This window comes from Streptomyces marianii, from assembly GCF_005795905.1.
GTDB lineage: Bacteria > Actinomycetota > Actinomycetes > Streptomycetales > Streptomycetaceae > Streptomyces > Streptomyces marianii.
The window spans coordinates 6,746,203-6,765,398 of record NZ_VAWE01000001.1; the positions used below are offsets into that span (position 1 = coordinate 6,746,203).

The window sequence follows — 19,196 nt, forward strand, 5'->3', positions numbered from 1 at the left end:
CACCGGGGCCCGCCCCTCCTCGCCGGCCACCGGCGCCGACCGTTCCGGGCGGCCCGCACCTGCGGCCGGGGCCGTCCGTCCGCAGGTACCGGGGCGGCGACCCCGGCCGGTCCCGGTCCGCCTCTCAGTCCTCGTGGGCGTCCGCGGCCTCGACCTCTTCGCGGGTGATCCCGAGCAGATACAGCACCGTGTCCAGAAAGGGCACGTTGACGGCCGTGTCGGCGGCCCTGCGCACCACGGGTTTGGCGTTGAAGGCGACACCGAGCCCGGCCGCGTTCAGCATGTCCAGGTCGTTCGCGCCGTCGCCGATGGCCACGGTCTGGGCGAGCGGCACCCCGGCCTCCGCCGCGAAGCGCCGCAGCAGCCGCGCCTTGCCGGCCCGGTCCACGATCTCGCCGGTGACGCGTCCGGTCAGCCTCCCGTCGACGATCTCCAGGGTGTTGGCCGAGGCGAAGTCGAGGCCCAGACGCTCCTTGAGATCGTCGGTGACCTGGGTGAACCCACCCGAGACCACGCCCACTTGGAAGCCCAGCCGCTTCAGCGTACGGATCAGGGTGCGCGCGCCCGGGGTGAGCCGCACCTCCGTGCGCACCTTGTCCACCACCGACGCGTCCAGGCCCGCCAGCAGCGCGACCCGGGCGTGCAGCGACTGCTCGAAGTCCAGCTCCCCCCGCATCGCGGCCGCCGTGACCTCGGCGACCTCCGCCTCGCAGCCCGCGTGCGCGGCGAACAGCTCGATCACCTCGTCGGTGATCAGGGTCGAGTCGACGTCCATGACCACGAGGCGCTGCGCCCGGCGGTGCAGTCCGGCCGAGACGACGGCGACGTCCACCCCGATCTCCGCCGCCTCGGTCGCCAGTGCGGTCCGCAGCGGTTCGGTCTCGCAGCCCGACACCGCGAACTCCACGGCGGTGACCGGGTACTTGGCGAGCCGGTGGATACGGTCGATGTTGCCGCCCGTGCCGGTGATCCTGGCGGCTATGGCGGCCGTGGACTCCGCGGTCAGCGGATGCCCGAGCACGGTCACGTGCGAACGCCCGCTGCCCCGGGGCCGGTTGTCTCCGAGACCCGAGATGATCTCGGCCTGCAGTCTCAACGACTCGGCCCAGCTGTGCACGGTGGCCCGCAGTTCGCCCTCGGTGCCGGCGGTCGGCTCGGTGACGAGTGCGCACAGGGTGATGCGCCCCCGCGTGACGACCTGCTCGATGTCGACCACGTCGACCGAGAAAGCGGCGAGGGTGTCGAAGAGCCCGGCCGTGATGCCGGGACGGTCCTTCCCGAAGATCTTCACCAGCAGGGTGGGGACGTCGGGCGTCTGCGGGGGCTGCGATGCGCTCATGGTGCTCCCACCGTATCGGGCACTCCGCGCCGGGCGCCGCCCCGTCCCGCGTACCGGACAGCCCCGCCCCTCCCAGGCTACGTGCAGGTGGCGCCGGGGTTGCCGCAGGGCCGAAGGGGGCCGAACGGGGGACACGGAAGGGTGGGACCCCGCGCGCCCGGCGGCGCGGTCCCGTCCGCGCCGGGGGCGGGAGGGCGGGGCTCACCCGCGCCCGGCGCGCGGAGCCGCCCGGCGCTCGCCGCCGTCCCGTGCGCCGGACGGGCAGTGCGCCACTCGGGTCGTTCCGTGCGGCGGTGCGCGGTGCGCCACTCGGGTCGTCCCGTGAGCCGGACGGCCCGGCGTCCCGTCGCCGTTCCGTGCGGCGGACCTCGGTGCGCCACCACTCGGGTCGTCCTCTGCGGCGGACGGCCCAGCGTTCCGTGCGGCGGACCGGCAGTGCGCCACTGGGTCGTTCCGTGCGGCGGAGCGCGGTGCGCCACTCGCTTCGGCGGGCCCCACCGCGGGGACCGCCGGGCGGACGGCTCGGCCCGCGGTCTTCCCACGGGGCCGCCCGCGTCTGCCGACGGCTACCCCCGCCCGGCCCGACCCGTGGCGCCGCCCGAGCGTCCGCAGCCCCGCAAGCCTCGTCGCCGGAGACCGCCGGCGTCGCGCCCCCGATCCGTTCCGAGTTGCCCCCTTCGCGCATGATTCATGGGTGCTCGTGGGCGCATACCACGTTCCGGGCGTGTTTCTCCACCCTCAACGGCGCACGGGTGGAAGGGCGGTGGCCGTCTTCACAAGGCCCGACTTTTGGATACGCGACCGTGCCTGGAATAGTTCCCCACGATGTTCGCCATCCCTAGACTCCCGTTGGCGGGGGTAGCTCGGGGGACAACTAGTGGGGCATGGAGTGCCGGAACTCGTACTGGAATTGAACGGAAGGACCTGGACCCTCGATCCGTCCAGGTCGTACACCCTGGGGCGGGATCCCCAGGGTGACGTGGTGATCGACGACGCCAGGGTGTCGTGGCGCCACGCCACGATCAGCTGGGGCGGCCGGAGTTGGGCCATCGAGGACCACGGCAGCACCAACGGCACGTATGTGCAGGGCCGGCGCATCCACCACATGGAGCTCGGCCCCGGCTCCGCGGTGCACCTCGGCAACGCCACCGACGGCCCGCGGCTGAGCCTGTCCGGCACCGAAGCCGGCGCGTACAGCGCGCAGGGGGCCGTATCGCAGCAGCCCGCCCAGGCCCAGTCGGCGCCGCAGGCCTCCGCCCAGCAGGCCTCCGCCCAGCAGGCCTCCGCCCAGCAGGCCTCCGCCCAGCAGGGCTGGGCCCAGCAGCCGGCGCACCAGCCCCAGGCCCAGCAGCAGTGGCAGCAGCCGGCCGCCGCCCAGGTGCCGCATCAGCAGGGCCCGCGCGACGACTACGTCCAGAAGACGCCCGGCGGCGCCGCGGGGGCCCCGCCGGTCCACGGCGACCGCAGCCCCACCACGTTCCACCAGCTGTCCCTGGGCCGTGTGATGCGCATCGGCCGTGCGCTGGAGAACGACCTTGTCGTCTCCGACCTCCAGGTCTCCCGCCACCACGCCGAGTTCCGCGCGACGCCCGACGGCTGTTTCGAGATCCGCGACCTCGGGTCGCACAACGGCACGTACGTCAACGGCCAGCCGCTCGCCAAGTCCGGCACCGCGGTCATCGGCCCGAACGACACCGTCGGCGTCGGTCACTCGACGTTCCGGGTCGTCGGCGACCGCCTCGAGGAGTTCGTCGACACCGGTGAGGTCTCCTTCTCCGCCCGCCACCTCACGGTGACGGTCGACGGCGGCAAGCAGATCCTCAGGGACGTCTCCTTCGGTGTCCCGGAGAAGTCGCTCATCGCGGTCATCGGCCCCTCCGGCTCCGGAAAGTCGACCCTGCTCAAGGCGCTCACGGGCTACCGTCCGGCCAACGAGGGCGACGTGCTCTACGACAACCGGAACCTGTACAAGCAGTTCGCCGAGCTGCGCCAGCGCATCGGTCTGGTCCCGCAGGACGACATCCTGCACAAGGAGCTGACCGTGAAGAAGGCGCTCACGTACGCGGCCAAACTGCGTTTCCCGGCGGACACCACGGCGGTCGAGCGCGAGGCCCGCATCGACGAGGTGCTGCGCGAGCTAAAGCTCGACATCCACAAGGACAAGAAGGTCACCTCCCTTTCCGGCGGCCAGCGCAAGCGCGTATCCGTCGCCCTGGAGCTGCTGACCAAGCCGTCACTGATCTTCCTGGACGAGCCGACCTCCGGCCTCGACCCGGGCATGGACCGCGACGTCATGCAGCTGCTGCGTGGCCTCGCCGACGACGGCCGCACCGTCCTCGTGGTCACGCACTCGGTGGCCGAGCTGGCGCTGTGCGACAAGCTGCTGGTGATGGCGCCCGGCGGTTCGGTGGCGTACTTCGGCCCGCCAGAGGAGGCGCTGAACTTCTTCGGCTACGAGACCTGGGCCGATGTGTTCTCCGCCTTCGAGAACTACCGCGACTACGACTGGGCGGGCCGCTGGAAGGGCTCGCAGCACTTCCAGATGTACGCCGCGGACATCGACGCCGTCGCCCCGCAGTCGGTGCACATGCCACCGCCGCAGGCGATGAGGCCGCCGAAGCCGCAGGGCTGGTTCTCCCAGCTCGGCACGCTGATGCGGCGCTATGTCTCGGTGGTCTCATCCGACCGGGGCTTTCTCGCGCTGACGGTGCTCCTGCCCGCCGTCATCGGCGCGGTGAGCCTGCTCATCGATCCGGACAAGGGCCTGCTGCCCAACGGTGTGAACCCGCAGAGCGGGAGGATCATCCCGAACGGCACGGCCACGACCGTGCTGCTGATCCTCGCGGCCGGCGCCTGCTTCTCCGGTGCCGCCAACTCGGTCCGCGAGCTGATCAAGGAACGGGTGATCTACGAGCGGGAGCGGGCGACCGGGCTGTCACGCTCCGCGTACCTGATGTCCAAGGTGATCGTCCTCGGCATGATCACCGTGTTCCAGGGCGCCCTGGTCGGCGCCATCGGCTTCGCCGCCCGGGAGATCCCCGAGGAGGGGCTGGTACTCGGCTCGGCCGCGCTGCTGGAACTCTCGCTGCCGATCATGGCGCTCGGCTTCGCCTCGATGATGTTCGGCCTGGTCATCTCGGCGCTGGTGAAGACGGCCGAGAAGGCCATGCCGCTGCTGGTGATGTTCGCGATCGTCCAGATCGTCTTCACCGGCTGCCTGTTCACTCTCAACGGCACCATCGGCGTGAACGAGTTCTCGTACCTGATGCCGTCCCGCTGGGCGGTCGCCGCGGCCGGCGCCACCCTGGACCTCAACAGGATCAGGCCCGACCAGGACGACCCCGGCAACACCGACCCGCTCTGGGACCACGAGGTCGGCGCCTGGGGCCTGGACATGGCGGCCCTGCTGGCGCTCGGCGCACTGTGCGGCTTCTTCGTGGCCCGCTTCCTGCGCCGCCACGAGCCGGAGGTCATGCGCAAGTAGCGGACCCCTCCGCCCGGCCCCGGGCGGTACGGACGACGCCGGAGGGCGGCACCCGATCGCGGGTGCCGCCCTCCGGCGCATGTGTGTCCCTGCCGCCGCGTCCGTCAGTAGGCGCTGTTGACGTTGTCGATCGAGCCGTAGCGGTCGGCCGCGTAGTTGCAGGCGGCGACGATGTTGGCGACCGGGTCGTACTGGTCCTTGGCGGTGCCGGGGACGTGGTAGGCGTCGAAGGTCGGCTTGATGACCTGCAGCAGGCCCTTCGACGGGACGCCGTTGACGGCGTTGATGTCCCAGTTGTTGATCGCGCGCGGGTTGCCGCTGGACTCACGCATCACGTTCTTGTGGATGCCGTGGTAGGTGCCCGGGATGTTGTGCTTCTTCATGATGTCCAGGGCCTCGCGGATCCAGCCGTCCAGGTTGTTCGCGTAGACGGGCTTGCGGGCGGCGGCACGGCTGGCGGCCTGCTCGACGGCGCGCTTCTTGGCGGCGGCCTCGGCCTTGGCGGCGGCGACGGCCTTCGCCTTCGCCCGGGCGGCGGCCTGGGCCTTGGCGGCGGCCTTGGCGTTCGCGGCGGCCTGGGCCTTCGCCTGGGCGGCGGCCTTGGCCTGGGCGGCGGTGAAGGCGTTCTGCTCGGCGATGCTGGTCTGCAGCGCGGTGGCCTTCGCGGTGTCGACGGTCGTGGACCAGGCGACCTCGGAGGCCGGCGCGGCCTGCGTCTCCGTGCCGGCGACGGCGTTGCCCGGGACGAGCGAGAACGCGAGGGCGGAGGCGCCAACGGCGGCCACACCGGCAATCGAGAACTTGTGGGTCTTGGACATACGGCGGAAGCCGGGGGTGCGGGACGCGGACATGCGAGACGTACCTCTTCGAATAGCGGGAGTCGCTTCGGCCGGGGCGGCGCAGCGCCTGCTCGGCGGCGACGGACGCAATTCTTAGCGGCCGCAAAATGCTGTGGCAAAGGTGTGACCTACGATCCCGGGTAGTGGGTCCGGAACCCCCAAAATCGGACAAGTCGCTCACCTTGGCCTGCTCACATGTCCTTTATGTATCCACTAGCGCGCTTCGTAAGTGATGTGCGTCCTATGTGCGGGCTCACATCGCACCACCGCCGCACTCACGATCCGTTGCTCCAGCAATGCGCTCAGTGAGTGTCCTGGTCCGGAAGGACGAGATGGGCGTCGCCGAACTCGTGCCAGAGGTAGAGACGCCGTACCGCCTCCGTGTAACTCCTGGTCAGCGCCTCACGTCCGGCGATCGCCGCCAGCATCAGCAGATGCGAGGCCGCCGGCTCGTGCAGGCCCGTCAGCAGGCCCTCCACCGCGCGCACTCCCCGCGCGGGTGTGACGACGAGATCCGTCCAGCCCGCCGCGGGACGCACCGTCCCGTCCGGGCCCGTCGCCGACTCCAGCGCCCGCACCGCCGTCGTCCCGACCGCCACGACCCGCCCGCCGCCACCGGCCCGGCGGCGCGCACGGGCCGCGTTCACCAGCCACGCGGTGGCCGCCGGCACCTCGAACCGCTCCGGGTAGGGCGGCTCGTGCGCCTCCGAGGAGGCCACCCCCGTGTGCAGGGTGACCGGGGCGAAGAGCACCCCGCGCCGCACCAGCTCCGCCACCAGCGGCTCCGTGAAGGGCCGCGCCGCGCTCGGCATCTCCGCCGAGCCCGCCCCGTCCCGCGCGGGCAGCGCGAACACCGTCTGGTACGCGGACAGCGGCCGGTCACGCTCGGTGTAGCCGTACCGGATCGGCCTGCCGTACCGCGCCATCAGCCCCGGCACGTCCACCGACGCGGCGGCCCACCACAGCCGGGGCGAGCCCTCCACCAGCGGCTCCCGCGGCACGAGCACTCCGCCCCCGGGGAGCCGTATCCGCGCGCCCGCAGGCCCTCCAGCCCGCGGCAGCGTGCTGCCCGTCCCGTCCGGCGACCGCAGCTCCACCGCCCACAGCCCCCCGTTCCCGGCCGCCGTCCCGGAGCGCTCCCGATCCGCGCGTGTGGAGAAGTGGACGACCAGCCGTTCCCCGCCCAGCCGCGCGTTCACGGCCGCCGGGAGCGTCGCGGAGGTGTTCACCACCAGGACGTCCCCGGCCCGCAGCAGCCCGGGCAGCCCGCGGAACGCGTGGTGCGTCACGGCCGTACCCCGCGACACCATCAGCCGTACGTCGTCGCGCCCGTCCCCGCGCTCCTCCGCCGGGACCCGCGCCGACAGCCCGTCCGGCACCCGCAGGGCCTCCAGCACGCTCATCGGCCGGCCACCAGCGCCGGAGCCGCGTACCGCCCGCTCGCCGGCCGCTCGTCCAGCAGTCGCAGGAACCCCGGCACCACCTCGTCGGGCGCCGGCCTCGGGTCGTCGTCGCCCGGTACCGCGGCCGCGTACAGATCCGTTCCCATGTCGCCGGGGTCGACCGCCCACACCCGCAGCGCCGGTTCCTCGACCGCCAGCACCGCCACCAGCCGGTCGAGGGCCGCCTTCGACGCCCCGTAACCGCCCCACGTCCCGTACGCCCCGGTCGCCGCGTCGGACGACACCGCGACCACCGCGCCCGGCGTACCGGCCCGCAGCAGCGGCAGTGCCTCCTGCACCAGACCCAGCGCCGCCACCACATTGGTCTCCAGCGCCGCTCGCAGTCCCTCCAACGGCAGCTCCTCCAGTCGCACCAGGGGCTCCGCGCCCAGCGCGCTGGCGTTGCTCACCAGCAGATCGAGGGAACCGCCCAGCTCACGGGCAGCGGCCACGAGTTCGGCGCGGTGCCGGGCGTCCGTGACATCCCCGGGCAGCGCCCTCACTCCGGTCCCGTACCGGCGCAGTTCCTCCGCCGAGGCCTCCAGGGCCGGCGCCGTCCGGGCGTCCAGCACCAGATCCCAGCCGCGCCGCGCGAACGCGGCCCCCAGTGCGTGCCCGAGCCCCTTCGAGGCTCCCGTGATGATCGCGACAGGCATGACGTCCGTCCCCTCTTACTGTGCGATGCCGTTCGGATGTGCTTCAGGCTGTCTCCGTGCAGGGGCCCGCCACCTCGTCCCCGCGCCCGTACCGGGCAGGGCACTTCGACCTAGGCCCCGGGACCGGGTCCGCCGCCGTCCACAGGCCGATACGCACCGTCACGGCACCCCGGTACGGTGATCCCATGAGCCATCGACCGAGCTCCGGGCTTGCCGCCGTCAGCACCGCCCTGCTGGCCATGAGCAGGCATCTCGAGGTCCGCGACGTCCTCAAGACGATCGTGGCCTCCGCCCGTGAGCTGCTCGACGCGGAGTACGCGGCGCTCGGCGTGCCCGACGACCACGGAGGCTTCGCCCAGTTCGTCGTCGACGGTGTCAGCGACGAGCAGTGGCGTGCGATCGGGCCGCTCCCGCGCCAGCACGGCGTCCTCGCCGCGATGTTGAGGGAGGCGAGGACCGAGCGGCTCGCGGACGTGCGGAAGGACCCCCGCTTCGAGGGCTGGCCCTCCGCCCACCCGGACATGGCCGACTTCCTGGGCCTGCCCGTCAAGGACGGCGACGAGACGATCGGCGCGCTGTTCCTCGCCAACAAGCGGTGCCCCAAGCCCGACGGGGGCTGCGGGTTCACGGAGGCGGACGAGGAACTGCTGTCGATCCTCGCCCAGCACGCCGCCATCGCTCTCACCAACGCCCGGCTGTACGAGCGCAGCCGCGAACTCACCATCGCCGAGGAGCGCTCCCGCCTCGCGCACGAGCTCCACGACGCCGTCAGCCAGAAGCTGTTCTCCCTCCGGCTGACCGCGCAGGCCGCGGCCCGCCTCGTGGACCGCGACCCGGCGCGGGCCAAGGGCGAGCTGCAGCAGGTGGCCGCGCTCGCAGCGGAGGCCGCGGACGAACTGCGCGCGGCGGTCGTCGAACTGCGCCCCGCCGCCCTGGACGAGGACGGCCTGGTCGACACGCTCCGCACTCAGATCCAGGTCCTCGACCGCGCCCACACCGCCCACGTCACCTTCGACAGCTGCGGGGTCCGCGCCCTGCCCGCCGCCCAGGAGGAGGCCCTGCTGAGGGTCGCCCAGGAAGCCCTTCACAACGCGCTGCGGCACTCCGGCGCGCCCAGGGTCGCGGTGACTCTCGCCCGGCGCGGCCATGGGGCGGTCCTCAGCGTCACCGACGACGGCAGGGGCTTCGAGCCCGCTGCGGTCCGCAGGGCCGGCCGTCATCTCGGCCTGGTTTCCATGCGCGACCGGGCGAGCGGCGTCGGCGGGACACTCACGGTGGAATCGGCGCCCGGAAAGGGCACCACGGTCGAGATGGAGGTTCCCGGTGGCTGAGAGGGAAAGCGGGAGCGCGGAGCGCCCCGCCGGCGGGGCGCCGGGGGACGGGCGGGCGATCCGCGTGCTGCTCGTGGACGACCACCAGGTGGTCCGCCGCGGTCTGCGCACGTTCCTCGAGGTGCAGGACGACATCGAGGTCGTGGGCGAGGCGGGCGACGGCGACGAGGGGGTCGCCCGCGCCGAGGAACTGCGGCCCGACGTCGTGCTGATGGACGTACGGATGCCCGGCACCGACGGCATCGAGGCGCTGCGCAAGCTGCGCGCGCTCGACAACACCGCGAAGGTCCTGATCGTGACGAGCTTCACCGAGCGGCGCACGGTCGTCCCCGCACTGCGCGCCGGTGCCTCCGGCTATGTCTACAAGGACGTCGCCCCCGATGCGCTGGCCGCGGCGATCCGCTCCGTTCACGCGGGCCATGTGCTGCTCCAGCCGGAGGTGGCGGGAGCGCTCCTGGCCCAGGACGAGCCGGGCGGCGGGCAGGGGAGGGGCACTTCGCTGACCGAGCGGGAGCGGGAGGTGCTGGGGCTGATCGCCGACGGCCGCTCCAACCGGGAGATCGCCCGGGCGCTGGTCCTCTCGGAGAAGACCGTGAAGACGCATGTGTCGAACATCCTGATGAAGCTCGACCTCGCGGACCGCACCCAGGCGGCGCTCTGGGCCGTGCGGCACGGGCTCTCCGGCTGACATCCGGAGCCGATCGGAACGTTTCGGCAGGTCATCCTGAGAGGAAAACGGACCGGTTCCCTCCGGTGTGAGATTCATACCGTCGTGTGTATGTCGCCCACACGGCGCATCTCCTCGGGCGTCCCCGGCGTTGTCCAGGGCGAGCCGCGGCGGTCCCGCCGCGGTGAAGCCTAGGAGGATCCTGAAGTGAACAACCTGAAGAAGGCCCTCGCCGTCTCCATGGTCGCCGGTGGAATCGTCGCCGCAGGCGCCGGTGTCGCGTCCGCCACCAGCGCGCACGCGGACGGCCACGCCACGCACTCCCCGGGCGTCGGCTCCGGAAACCTGATTCAGGCGCCGGTCCACATCCCGGTCAACGCCGTCGGCAACACGGTCAACGTCATCGGCGCCCTGAACCCGGCCTTCGGCAACGCGGGCGTCAACGGCTGAACGAGCCGCCGGCCCACCAGCGGCCCGCAGCACCCACCGGACCCCGGCCCCGTCCCGGGGTCCGCTGGCGTGCCCGGTGGTGTCGCGCGTCCCCAGCGGGCCGGCATCGGTGGGGCCTACGACGACGGCCCGTGCCGTCCGTATGCGTCCGTGCGCGGCGCCACTGCCCGACGGACGCTTACGACGAACACCTAAGGGGAGCATCCACGAGGACACTGCGGGGGCATCCACGGGGCCGCACGGCGGCGGCCGCTACCGCGTCCCGACCACGGAGGCGCGGCCGGCACTCGGTGCTGCCCGACCGCGACCGCACACCCCTCGGTGGCGCCCGGCTCGCGAGACGGCCGGCGCATCGATCCGGGCCGCCGACATGAGGCCGCGAGAGCGCCGTCGTCCGGTCACCGCTCCCGCCCTCCGCACACGGCGATCCGTGCCGGATCCGGGCAGGCGACCTGCGGCGGGGGCGACACCGATACCCCGTGCCCGTCAGAGACCCGCCCGGCGCTCCTGGTCCTCCACGTACGCGTTGTACGCCGCCACCTGCGCGCGCCGCGCCACGCGCTCCACCGGCCGCAGTGCCGCCCCACGGGCCGCCATCTCCGACGCGCTCATCGCCCCGCCGTGCCCGTTCTCGTATGCCAGCGACAGCAGGAGCCCGATCCGTCGCGCCAGCTCCAGGACGCGCACCGCCCGGGGCGGATAACCGGGCGCCAGCACCTCGCGGGCCGTCTTCGCCTCGGCCCGTGCCCGATACGCGTCCAGCGCCGCCTCGGCAGCCGGCCCGGAAGCCGCCACGTCCAGCCGGGACAGCACCTCCGTCGCCTCCCGCAGCCCCTCCGCGAGTTCGCGCTCCGCCTCGCCGAGGGAGGGCACGTCGGCGGGCGGGGCCTCCCGCACCGGCAGACAGTGCCAGACCACCTCGACGTGCACATCGCCGTCCGGCCCCGCCTCGTGCACCTCGGGCACCAGGCCGTAGGCGGCACCGTGGCAGACGACCGCCTCCGCCGCCTCCAGCGCCCGCGCGTTGAACTCCGGCGGCCCACTCAGGCCCAGCGGATGCCCCGGTGCGGGCAGGGCGACCCGGAACCCCCGCGCCCCGGCCGTACGCAGCCGTCCCAGCCCCAGCGTGAGCCCGACCGGTCCGTTCTCGCCGGGGAGTTCTTCGAGGCGGTGCACCGCGTCGTCCCCGACAATCGCGGTCACTGCGTCATCGGGTGATACGAATCCGGCCAGAAGGGCATTTCCCCAAGCGGCCAGGCGTCCTGAGCGTGGTTCCGAGAACATGGACCCAGCCTAGGTACCGGACCCGGGGCGGGAGCACAGGGCGGGTGGCGTAGGTTTACCTGGGGAGCCGCGCCCACAGGCGCGCAGGGCCCGAGACCCGACGACTGCATGGGGAGACAACGCGCTCATGAGCGATGTACTGGAGCTGGTGGACGTATCCGTGGTCCGCGACGGACGTGCTCTGGTGGACGACGTCTCCTGGTCGGTCAAGGAGGGCGAGCGCTGGGTGATCCTCGGCCCGAACGGCGCCGGCAAGACCACTCTCCTCAACATCGCCTCCAGCTACCTGTTCCCCACCACCGGCACCGCCACCGTCCTCGGCGACCGGCTCGGCGGGGTCGACGTCTTCGAGCTCCGCCCCCGCATCGGCATGGCCGGCATCGCCATGGCCGAGAAGCTGCCCAAGCGCCAGACGGTCCTGCAGACCGTCCTCACCGCCGCCTACGGCATGACCGCGTCCTGGCACGAGGACTACGACGCCGTCGACGAGCAACGCGCCCGCGCCTTCCTCGACCGCCTCGGTATGTCCGAGTACCTGGAGCGCAGGTTCGGCACCCTCTCCGAGGGCGAGCGCAAGCGCACCCTCATCGCCCGCGCGATGATGACCGACCCCGAACTGCTCCTCCTCGACGAGCCCGCCGCCGGCCTCGACCTCGGCGGCCGCGAGGACCTGGTGCGCCGCCTCGGTCGACTCGCCCGCGATCCGTTCGCACCCTCCATGATCATGGTGACGCACCACGTCGAGGAGATCGCGCCCGGCTTCACCCACGTCCTGATGATCCGTCAGGGCAAGGTGCTCGCCGCGGGCCCGATGGAGACCGAGCTCACCTCCCGCAACCTCTCCCTGTGCTTCGGTCTCCCGCTCGTCGTCGAGCGCAACGGTGAGCGCTGGACGGCCCAGGGCCTGCCGCTCGCCTGATCCGCCGCCGCTTCCCGGTCGCGCCCTGTCGGGGCGGCGTTCGCCGTCCTACCATGCCCTTGTGGACATCGACGCATGGGTGTGGTGGCTCGTCGCAGCGGTCGGCCTGGGGATCCCCCTCGTGATCACCGCCATGCCCGAACTCGGCATGCTCTCCGTCGGCGCGGTCGCCGGAGCCGTCACCGCGGGCCTCGGGTTCGGCGTGGTCGCGCAAGTGGTGGTGTTCGCCGCCGTCTCGGTCGCGCTCATTGCCGTCGTACGCCCCATCGCGGCGCGTCACGGCGCCCAGCGACCCCAACTCGCCACCGGAATCGACGCCCTGCGAGGCCGTCAGGCCGTCGTGCTGGAGCGGATCGACGGCGACGGCGGCCGCATCAAGCTCGCCGGCGAGATCTGGTCGGCCCGGGCCCTCGACGCCTCCCGGGTCTTCGAACCGGGGGAGCAGGTGGACGTGGCCGAGATCGACGGCGCGACGGCCGTGGTGATGTGACATACGGGTGACGGTTCGACATGATCATGTGACGGAACCTCACCCACGACCGGCCGCGGTCTGGGAAACTCGATCATCAGAGACTCATCCGGCAGCGAAGGGCACGGGAAGCACGATGCCATCGATCATCATCGTTCTGGTCATTCTGGTGGTGCTGGTCTTCATCGCCCTGATCAAGACGATCCAGGTCATCCCGCAGGCAAGTGCCGCCATCGTGGAACGGTTCGGCCGCTACACGCGTACGCTCAACGCCGGGCTGAACATCGTCGTCCCGTTCATCGACTCGATCCGCAACCGGATCGACCTCCGCGAGCAGGTCGTCCCGTTCCCGCCCCAGCCGGTGATCACCCAGGACAACCTCGTCGTCAACATCGACACCGTCATCTACTACCAGGTGACCGACGCCCGTGCCGCGACCTACGAAGTGGCCAGCTACATCCAGGCGATCGAGCAGCTCACCGTCACCACCCTCCGCAACATCATCGGCGGCATGGACCTCGAGCGCACCCTCACCTCCCGGGAGGAGATCAACGCCGCCCTCCGCGGCGTCCTCGACGAGGCCACCGGCAAATGGGGCATCCGCGTCAACCGCGTCGAACTCAAGGCCATCGAGCCGCCGACCTCCATCCAGGACTCGATGGAGAAGCAGATGCGCGCCGACCGTGACAAGCGCGCCGCCATCCTCACCGCCGAGGGCATCCGCCAGTCCCAGATCCTCACCGCCGAGGGCGAGAAGCAGTCCGCCATCCTCCGCGCCGAGGGCGAGGCCAAGGCCGCGGCCCTGCGCGCCGAAGGCGAGGCCCAGGCGATCCGCACGGTCTTCGAGTCCATCCACGCCGGTGACCCCGACCAGAAGCTGCTCTCGTACCAGTACCTCCAGATGCTCCCGAAGATCGCCGAGGGCGACGCCAACAAGCTCTGGATCGTGCCCAGCGAGATCGGCGACGCGCTCAAGGGCCTTTCCGGCGCCATCGGCAGCTTCGGCGGACCCCTGTCCGGCAACGGAGGCAACAGCGGAGGGAACTCCGGAGTCCCCCGCCAGAGCGGCGGCACGGAGCGGCGTGAGCAGCCCCCGATCGACTGACACCACCCCCGGTCGTGCATGATCGGTGCGGCCCCCCGACCTCGACGGCGGGGAGGCGACGCACTGATCATGTGAGGAGATGGCCTTGTCCGTCTGGGAAGCGGTCGCGATCTTCGTGGCCGGCACGGCAGCGGGCACGATCAACACGATCGTCGGCTCGGGAACCCTCATCACCTTCCCGGTCCTGCTGGCCACCGGACTCCCGCCCGTGACCGCGACCGTCTCGAACGCCCTCGGCCTGATACCGGGCTCGATCAGCGGAGCCATCGGCTACCGCGCCGAACTCACCGGCCAGAGGCGCCGCATCGTCCGTCTCGGCCTCGCCGCCCTCATCGGCGGACTCGCCGGCGCGATGCTCCTGCTCCTGCTGCCGCCGACGGCCTTCGAGACCATCGTCCCGGTCCTCGTGGCGCTCGCCCTCGTCCTCGTCGTCCTCCAGCCCCGGATCTCCGCCGTCGTCCAGCGCCACCGCGAGCGCCGCGGCACCGGCGCACCGCACCCCGACGGAGGACCGGTCCTCTTCACGGCCCTGATGCTCGCCAGCGTCTACGGCGGCTACTTCACCGCGGCCCAGGGGATCATCTACCTCTCGGTCATGGGCATGCTGCTCGACGACAGCCTGCAGCGGCTCAACGCCACGAAGAACGTGCTCGCCGCGATCGTCAACAGCGTGGCCGCGCTGTTCTTCCTCTTCGTCGCCCACTTCGACTGGACCGCCGTCCTGCTCATCGCGGTCGGCTCCGCGATAGGCGGCCAGATCGGCGCCAGGATCGGCCGCAGGCTCTCACCCGTGGTGCTGCGGACCTTCATCGTGCTCGTGGGATCGGCCGCCATCGTCCAGCTCGTCCTGCGGTGACGGCTCCACCCCCGCCGACAGCACACGGAAGCCCGCCCCACGAGGGAGCGGGCCTGCGCGCACATCCACGACTCACCCCGGACCGCGGGGCAGGTGCCGGCACTCGCCGGTTCAGGCCGCCGAGCACACCGCGTGCTGCTCACCCGCGGGCCCGTTGCCGTGCTGCCCGAGCCACTCCGGCAGCGACGACCGCTCACCGGCCCGCAGTGCCAGCAGCATCGCGTCCGCCGGCGTCGGCACGAACGGCTCGTGCAGCAGAGGCATCCCGGCCTGCTCCGGCGTACGGTCCGCCTTGCGGTGATTGTCCTCCGCGCACGACGCGACCGTGTTCAGCCAACTGTCCGCACCGCCCCGCGACCGCGGCACGACATGGTCCACGGTCGTCGCCCGCTTCCCGCAGTAGGCGCACCGGTGCTGGTCCCGTACCAGCACACCCCGTCTCGACCACGGCGCCTGTCTTCGAAACGGCACCCGTACGTATCTGCAGAGCCTGATCACCCGCGGCACCGGTAGTTCCACCGCGGCCGCACGCACACGGAGCGCGGGGTGGGCCTGCTCGACCACGGCCTTGTCCTGCAGCACCAGCACCACCGCACGGTTGAGCGTCACCGTCGAAAGCGGCTCGAAGCTCGCATTCAGTACCAGCGTGTCCCGCATTGTGCCCCACCTCCCGTGTGCCGGCCCGGCCCTAGTGGCGGGCTCTGGGCTGGGATCAACTCTGGCCGGGCACGCCGCGATGGACAACGCAATATCCGCGCAGACGAAAGATGCCCGCTCCTGATCTCTCCAAGACCAGGAGCGGGCAAACAACAGGCGAACGCTGGTGGAGCTAGCCGCGGTTCTCGTACTCGCCGATCAGTTGAGCCCGCGCCAGCGTGTGGAACCGCAGATTGAAGCCCACGACGGCGGGGGACACGTCGTCACCCGGGCCCAGCTTCTCGGAGTCCACCGCGTACACGGTGAACACATAGCGGTGCGGACCGTCGCCGGGCGGCGGCGCGGCGCCTCCGAAGTCCTTCGTCCCGTAGTCGTTGCGGACGTGGACGGCACCCTCCGGCAGACCCTCGAACTTCCCGCCGCCGGCACCGGCCGGCAGCTCGGTCACCGACGCCGGGATGTCGAACAGCACCCAGTGCCAGAACCCGCTGCCCGTCGGGGCGTCGGGGTCGAAGCACGTCACGGCGAAGCTCTTCGTCCCCGCCGGAAAGCCCTCCCACCGCAGTTGCGGGGACGAGTTGCCCGCCGAGTGGACCTGGGCGTCATGCAGGACGCCGCCGTCCTCGACGTCGGTACTCGTCACGGTGAACGACGGCACCGGCGGGTGGAAGTCATGAGGCAGCGGAGCCCTCTTCGCCTCGGACACGTCTGAACCTCCGTAATCGGGAGTGCTGCGCTTACGCTCGCGCGCTTACGGCACCGAGCCTAGAGCCCTACAGCCAGTTACGACGGCCGCCGACCTCAGCGAGCCACTGATTGAGGTACGCGGCGTAGTCCGTCCCCTGGAAGTCGTGCAGGTCCACCGTGAACGCCCGGTACGAGTCACTGCCCTCGCTGAACAGCCCCGGCTTCTTGTCCATCTCCAGGACCACGTCCATCTCGCGGTCGTCGGCGACGAACGTGACCTCGACCTGGTTCAGCCCCCGGTACTGCTGCGGCGCGAAGAACTCGATCTCCTGGTAGAAGGGCAGCCGCTGGCGCGTCCCGCGGATGTGTCCGCGCTCCATGTCCGCGCTCTTGAAACGGAAACCCAGCTGGATGAACGCGTCGAGGACCGCCTGCTGCGCCGGCAGCGGGTGCACGTTGATCGGGTCCAGGTCGCCAGAGTCCACCGCGCGCGCGATCTCCAGCTCGGTCGTCACACCGATGTCCATGCCGTGCAGCCGCTGTCCGGCGATCGTCGTGACCGGAGTCTCCCACGGGATCTCCAGCCCGAACGGCACCACGTGCACCGCGCCGGCCTGTACCTCGAAGGCGCCCCCGAGCCGCTGCTTGACGAACTCGATGTCCTGCTTGACCTCCTGGTCGCCGCCCTCGACCTCGACCCTCGCCTGCAGCCCGACGGACAGCCCCTCGATCTGCTGGTTGACCGAACCGCCCTGGATGCGCACCTCACCCTGGACGACTCCGCCGGGCACGACGTTGTCCTCGGTGAGCACCGTCTCGACCGACGCCCCGCCGGCCCCGAGGCTCGCGAGCAGCTTCTTGAAGCCCATGTTCCATCCCTCCTGTGTACTGACCTCTACATACGCGCGACGACGGTAACCGGTTCCCCGGAGGGGACGAGTACCCTCGTACGGCATGATCGAGAGCCCCGACCGTACGCCGCTGCCCCGGGACTTCTCCGACCGGCCCGTCCCGGAGGTCGCGCCCGACATCCTCGGCCGGACGCTGGTGCGCCGCACCGGGGAGGGGCCGACCGAACTCCGGCTCACCGAGGTGGAGGCCCGCGCGGAGGAGGCCGACCCCGCCTCGCACGCCTTCCGCGGCCGCACCGCCCGCAACGGGGTCATGCTCGGGCCGCCGGGACACGCGTACGTCACGAGGTGGTCAGCATGAACGTCGACCTCCTCGCCCATCCTGCCGAAGAGGTCGCCCCCAGGCTCCTCGAGAGCGTTCTCACCTGCAAGACCCCCGAGGGAACCGTGAGCATCGCCATCACGGAGACCGAGGCGTACTCCGGTACGGCTGACCCGGCTTCCCATGCCCACCGAGGCCGGACACCCCGCAACGCCGTCATGTTCGGACCCGCAGGACACCTGTACGTCTACCGGTCCCACGGTCTCCACTGGTGCGCCAACGTCGTCACCGGGACGGACGGCATCGCCTCGGCTGTGCTCATCCGGGCAGGCAGGGTGATCGAGGGGGAGGACCTGGCACGCGAGCGACGAGGGGAGAGGGTCGAGAGCCCACGTCTTGCCCGAGGTCCGGGGAACTTCTGCCAGGCACTCGGCATCACGGGAGAGCACAACGGCGCAGACCTCCTGACAGGTACCTCGGTCGCGTTGTCCGAGGGCGAGTCGGTACCTGCCGCGCTCATCCAGGTAGGTCCTCGGGTGGGCGTGAGCAAGGCCCACGACTGGCAACACCGGTTCCACGTCGCCGGTGATCCGACGGTCTCGGCCTACCGGCTGAGCCCCAGAGCCAGGCCGGCCGCCGGCGCCTGAGCCGTGCCTTGCTCACGGCCCGGTGAGTCGGCGCGGTGTCGGGCCGGAGGACGCGTGATCGTGCCCCAGCAGTGGGTCCGCGACCAGCCACACCAGGACGGGGGCCAGGAGGGCCAGGGCCGCAACTCCCAGGCGCCTTCTCCGCGCGCTCACTTGGCGCCCCCGAGAGTGCCCCGTGCAGGAAGACCTCCACCAGCTCCTGAGGGGTCAGGTCGGGCTCGTCCTCCGTACGCGGCCGGGTGAACAGCAGCCCGAAGAAGAGGGCCGCGATCTGCTCCGGCGGCCGGCGCAGGGCGGCCTTGTCGGGCTCCGGCAGCTCCGCGAGCGCCGCTGAACGGCCTCTCGAGGAACGCTCTCGGGATCTCCACAGACCCTTCCCCCTGCGAGGGCGTGCAGGCCTCGGACACGTCGCCCTGCACCACGATGGAGCCGGAAGTGGTGCGGTAGACGTTGCTCGACTCGCTCGCAGACCTGCCTGACGACGGTTCGCACGTAGTCGATGCGGCCTCTCGGCTCAGCAGCCTCCGCGCAGCGAGATCCGAGTGGGCGAGGAACTCGCCTGAGAACGTCGACTTTCAGCCCGCAGCAGCAGGAACTGGCCAAAGGGCCGGTTCGGCTGGCGACGGCCGTCGGTATCGACCGGACCCTCGAAGGCGCGGACGTCTGCTCCGACGCGAACGGCGCCCCCGCGCCGCTCACCGTTCTCTCGGGCACCCCGCCCGTCATCGACCAGGTACGGAACGGGCCGCCCACCGGTGTCGGCGGGAAGGGAGCCACTCACGCCCGGCTCTACTGGCTCGACGGCGACCCCACAGTGAGTGTCCGTACCGGCCCCACCCACCACGCCGTAGGGCGACTTGACTCGACGTCGCAAGGCGCCTAACGTAGCCCGAGCCGCATGAACAGGGACTGCTGTTCTACAGCCCCGGAGCGGCCATCCACTACCTACGACGAACCCCAACGGGTGTGATTTCGGCATGCCGAAATTCGCCTCGATCGCCTCGATTATGAGTCGCCGGGAGAATCGGCTAGCGTAGTGACCACGCCGAAAGGCAGCCGAAAGGCGGAAGGCCCTCCAACGGCCACCGGAAATGAATTCCGAACCGGGAACGGAACGGAAATCGGATCTGGTAGGGTTGGAAACACCGAAGGGAAGCGCCCGGAGGAAAGCCCCAGAGAATGTTCTGTGGG

Annotated in this window: 17 protein-coding genes and 2 pseudogenes; 10 read left to right on the forward strand and 9 right to left on the reverse strand. The window is 71.4% G+C overall.

Annotated features, from left to right (window positions below):
- Positions 1–124: 124 nt before the first annotated feature.
- Positions 125–1,339 (reverse strand): phosphoserine phosphatase SerB, encoded by a 1,215-nt coding sequence (gene serB, locus FEF34_RS30565; RefSeq protein WP_138056048.1) that lies wholly within the window; start codon positions 1,337–1,339, stop codon positions 125–127.
- Positions 1,340–2,228: 889 nt separating this feature from the next.
- Between serB and FEF34_RS30570 the strand changes: the two genes are divergently transcribed.
- Positions 2,229–4,823: an ABC transporter ATP-binding protein/permease gene (locus FEF34_RS30570; RefSeq protein WP_171053154.1), complete on the forward strand. Its 2,595-nt coding sequence runs from the start codon at positions 2,229–2,231 to the stop codon at positions 4,821–4,823.
- A gap of 104 nt (positions 4,824–4,927) precedes the next feature.
- Here FEF34_RS30570 and FEF34_RS30575 read toward each other — a convergent pair whose 3' ends face one another.
- The 3 genes from FEF34_RS30575 to FEF34_RS30585 all read right to left on the reverse strand — a co-directional run bounded on the left by FEF34_RS30575 (position 4,928) and on the right by FEF34_RS30585 (position 7,760).
- Complete coding sequence (locus FEF34_RS30575; RefSeq protein WP_138056050.1) at positions 4,928–5,674, reverse strand: transglycosylase SLT domain-containing protein; 747 nt, start codon at positions 5,672–5,674, stop codon at positions 4,928–4,930.
- A 290-nt stretch (positions 5,675–5,964) separates the two neighbouring features.
- Complete coding sequence (locus FEF34_RS30580; protein WP_138056051.1) at positions 5,965–7,065, reverse strand: S-adenosylmethionine:tRNA ribosyltransferase-isomerase; 1,101 nt, start codon at positions 7,063–7,065, stop codon at positions 5,965–5,967.
- On the reverse strand, positions 7,062–7,760 hold the full coding sequence (locus FEF34_RS30585) for an SDR family NAD(P)-dependent oxidoreductase (RefSeq protein ID WP_138056052.1): 699 nt from the start codon (positions 7,758–7,760) through the stop codon (positions 7,062–7,064). Before FEF34_RS30585 ends, FEF34_RS30580 begins: the two co-directional genes overlap by 4 nt.
- 185 nt (positions 7,761–7,945) lie before the next feature.
- On the opposite strand from FEF34_RS30585, the gene FEF34_RS30590 reads away from it, so the two are divergent.
- The 3 genes from FEF34_RS30590 to FEF34_RS30600 all read left to right on the forward strand — a co-directional run bounded on the left by FEF34_RS30590 (position 7,946) and on the right by FEF34_RS30600 (position 10,208).
- Positions 7,946–9,091 carry a GAF domain-containing sensor histidine kinase gene (locus tag FEF34_RS30590; protein WP_138056053.1) on the forward strand — a complete coding sequence of 382 codons (1,146 nt, stop codon included), beginning with the start codon at positions 7,946–7,948 and terminating at the stop codon, positions 9,089–9,091.
- Positions 9,084–9,779: a response regulator gene (locus tag FEF34_RS30595; RefSeq protein WP_138056054.1), complete on the forward strand. Its 696-nt coding sequence runs from the start codon at positions 9,084–9,086 to the stop codon at positions 9,777–9,779. Before FEF34_RS30590 ends, FEF34_RS30595 begins: the two co-directional genes overlap by 8 nt.
- A 186-nt stretch (positions 9,780–9,965) precedes the next feature.
- Complete coding sequence (locus FEF34_RS30600) at positions 9,966–10,208, forward strand: chaplin (RefSeq protein ID WP_138056055.1); 243 nt, start codon at positions 9,966–9,968, stop codon at positions 10,206–10,208.
- 486 nt (positions 10,209–10,694) lie between these two features.
- Here FEF34_RS30600 and FEF34_RS30605 read toward each other — a convergent pair whose 3' ends face one another.
- Entirely contained in the window at positions 10,695–11,492 is a 798-nt protein-coding gene (locus FEF34_RS30605) for a hypothetical protein (RefSeq protein WP_138056056.1), read from the reverse strand.
- 127 nt (positions 11,493–11,619) lie between these two features.
- Between FEF34_RS30605 and FEF34_RS30610 the strand changes: the two genes are divergently transcribed.
- From FEF34_RS30610 to FEF34_RS30625, 4 genes are all read left to right on the forward strand, one after another.
- Complete coding sequence (locus FEF34_RS30610; RefSeq protein WP_138056057.1) at positions 11,620–12,411, forward strand: ABC transporter ATP-binding protein; 792 nt, start codon at positions 11,620–11,622, stop codon at positions 12,409–12,411.
- Positions 12,412–12,472: 61 nt separating this feature from the next.
- Positions 12,473–12,901 carry an NfeD family protein gene (locus FEF34_RS30615; protein ID WP_171053155.1) on the forward strand — a complete coding sequence of 143 codons (429 nt, stop codon included), beginning with the start codon at positions 12,473–12,475 and terminating at the stop codon, positions 12,899–12,901.
- Positions 12,902–13,016: 115 nt separating this feature from the next.
- Positions 13,017–13,985: an SPFH domain-containing protein gene (locus tag FEF34_RS30620; RefSeq protein WP_138056058.1), complete on the forward strand. Its 969-nt coding sequence runs from the start codon at positions 13,017–13,019 to the stop codon at positions 13,983–13,985.
- 79 nt (positions 13,986–14,064) lie between these two features.
- On the forward strand, positions 14,065–14,841 hold the full coding sequence (locus tag FEF34_RS30625) for a sulfite exporter TauE/SafE family protein (protein WP_171053156.1): 777 nt from the start codon (positions 14,065–14,067) through the stop codon (positions 14,839–14,841).
- A gap of 111 nt (positions 14,842–14,952) precedes the next feature.
- Here FEF34_RS30625 and FEF34_RS30630 read toward each other — a convergent pair whose 3' ends face one another.
- From FEF34_RS30630 to FEF34_RS30640, 3 genes are all read right to left on the reverse strand, one after another.
- Complete coding sequence (locus tag FEF34_RS30630) at positions 14,953–15,498, reverse strand: HNH endonuclease (RefSeq protein ID WP_138056060.1); 546 nt, start codon at positions 15,496–15,498, stop codon at positions 14,953–14,955.
- A gap of 172 nt (positions 15,499–15,670) precedes the next feature.
- The gene (locus FEF34_RS30635) at positions 15,671–16,204 is read right to left on the reverse strand and encodes a YbhB/YbcL family Raf kinase inhibitor-like protein (RefSeq protein ID WP_138056061.1); all 534 of its coding nucleotides are present in this window, start codon (positions 16,202–16,204) and stop codon (positions 15,671–15,673) included.
- A 67-nt stretch (positions 16,205–16,271) separates the two neighbouring features.
- Positions 16,272–17,054 carry a sporulation protein gene (locus tag FEF34_RS30640; protein WP_138056062.1) on the reverse strand — a complete coding sequence of 261 codons (783 nt, stop codon included), beginning with the start codon at positions 17,052–17,054 and terminating at the stop codon, positions 16,272–16,274.
- Positions 17,055–17,139: 85 nt separating this feature from the next.
- Between FEF34_RS30640 and FEF34_RS30645 the strand changes: the two are divergent.
- A pseudogene (locus FEF34_RS30645) lies at positions 17,140–17,373 on the forward strand (DNA-3-methyladenine glycosylase); the annotation flags it as partial.
- A 20-nt stretch (positions 17,374–17,393) separates the two neighbouring features.
- The gene (locus FEF34_RS30650; protein WP_138056063.1) at positions 17,394–18,005 is read left to right on the forward strand and encodes a DNA-3-methyladenine glycosylase; all 612 of its coding nucleotides are present in this window, start codon (positions 17,394–17,396) and stop codon (positions 18,003–18,005) included.
- Positions 18,006–18,165: 160 nt separating this feature from the next.
- Here FEF34_RS30650 and FEF34_RS43310 read toward each other — a convergent pair.
- A pseudogene (locus tag FEF34_RS43310) lies at positions 18,166–18,339 on the reverse strand (TetR family transcriptional regulator); the annotation flags it as partial.
- Between the last annotated feature and the right edge of the window lie 857 nt (positions 18,340–19,196).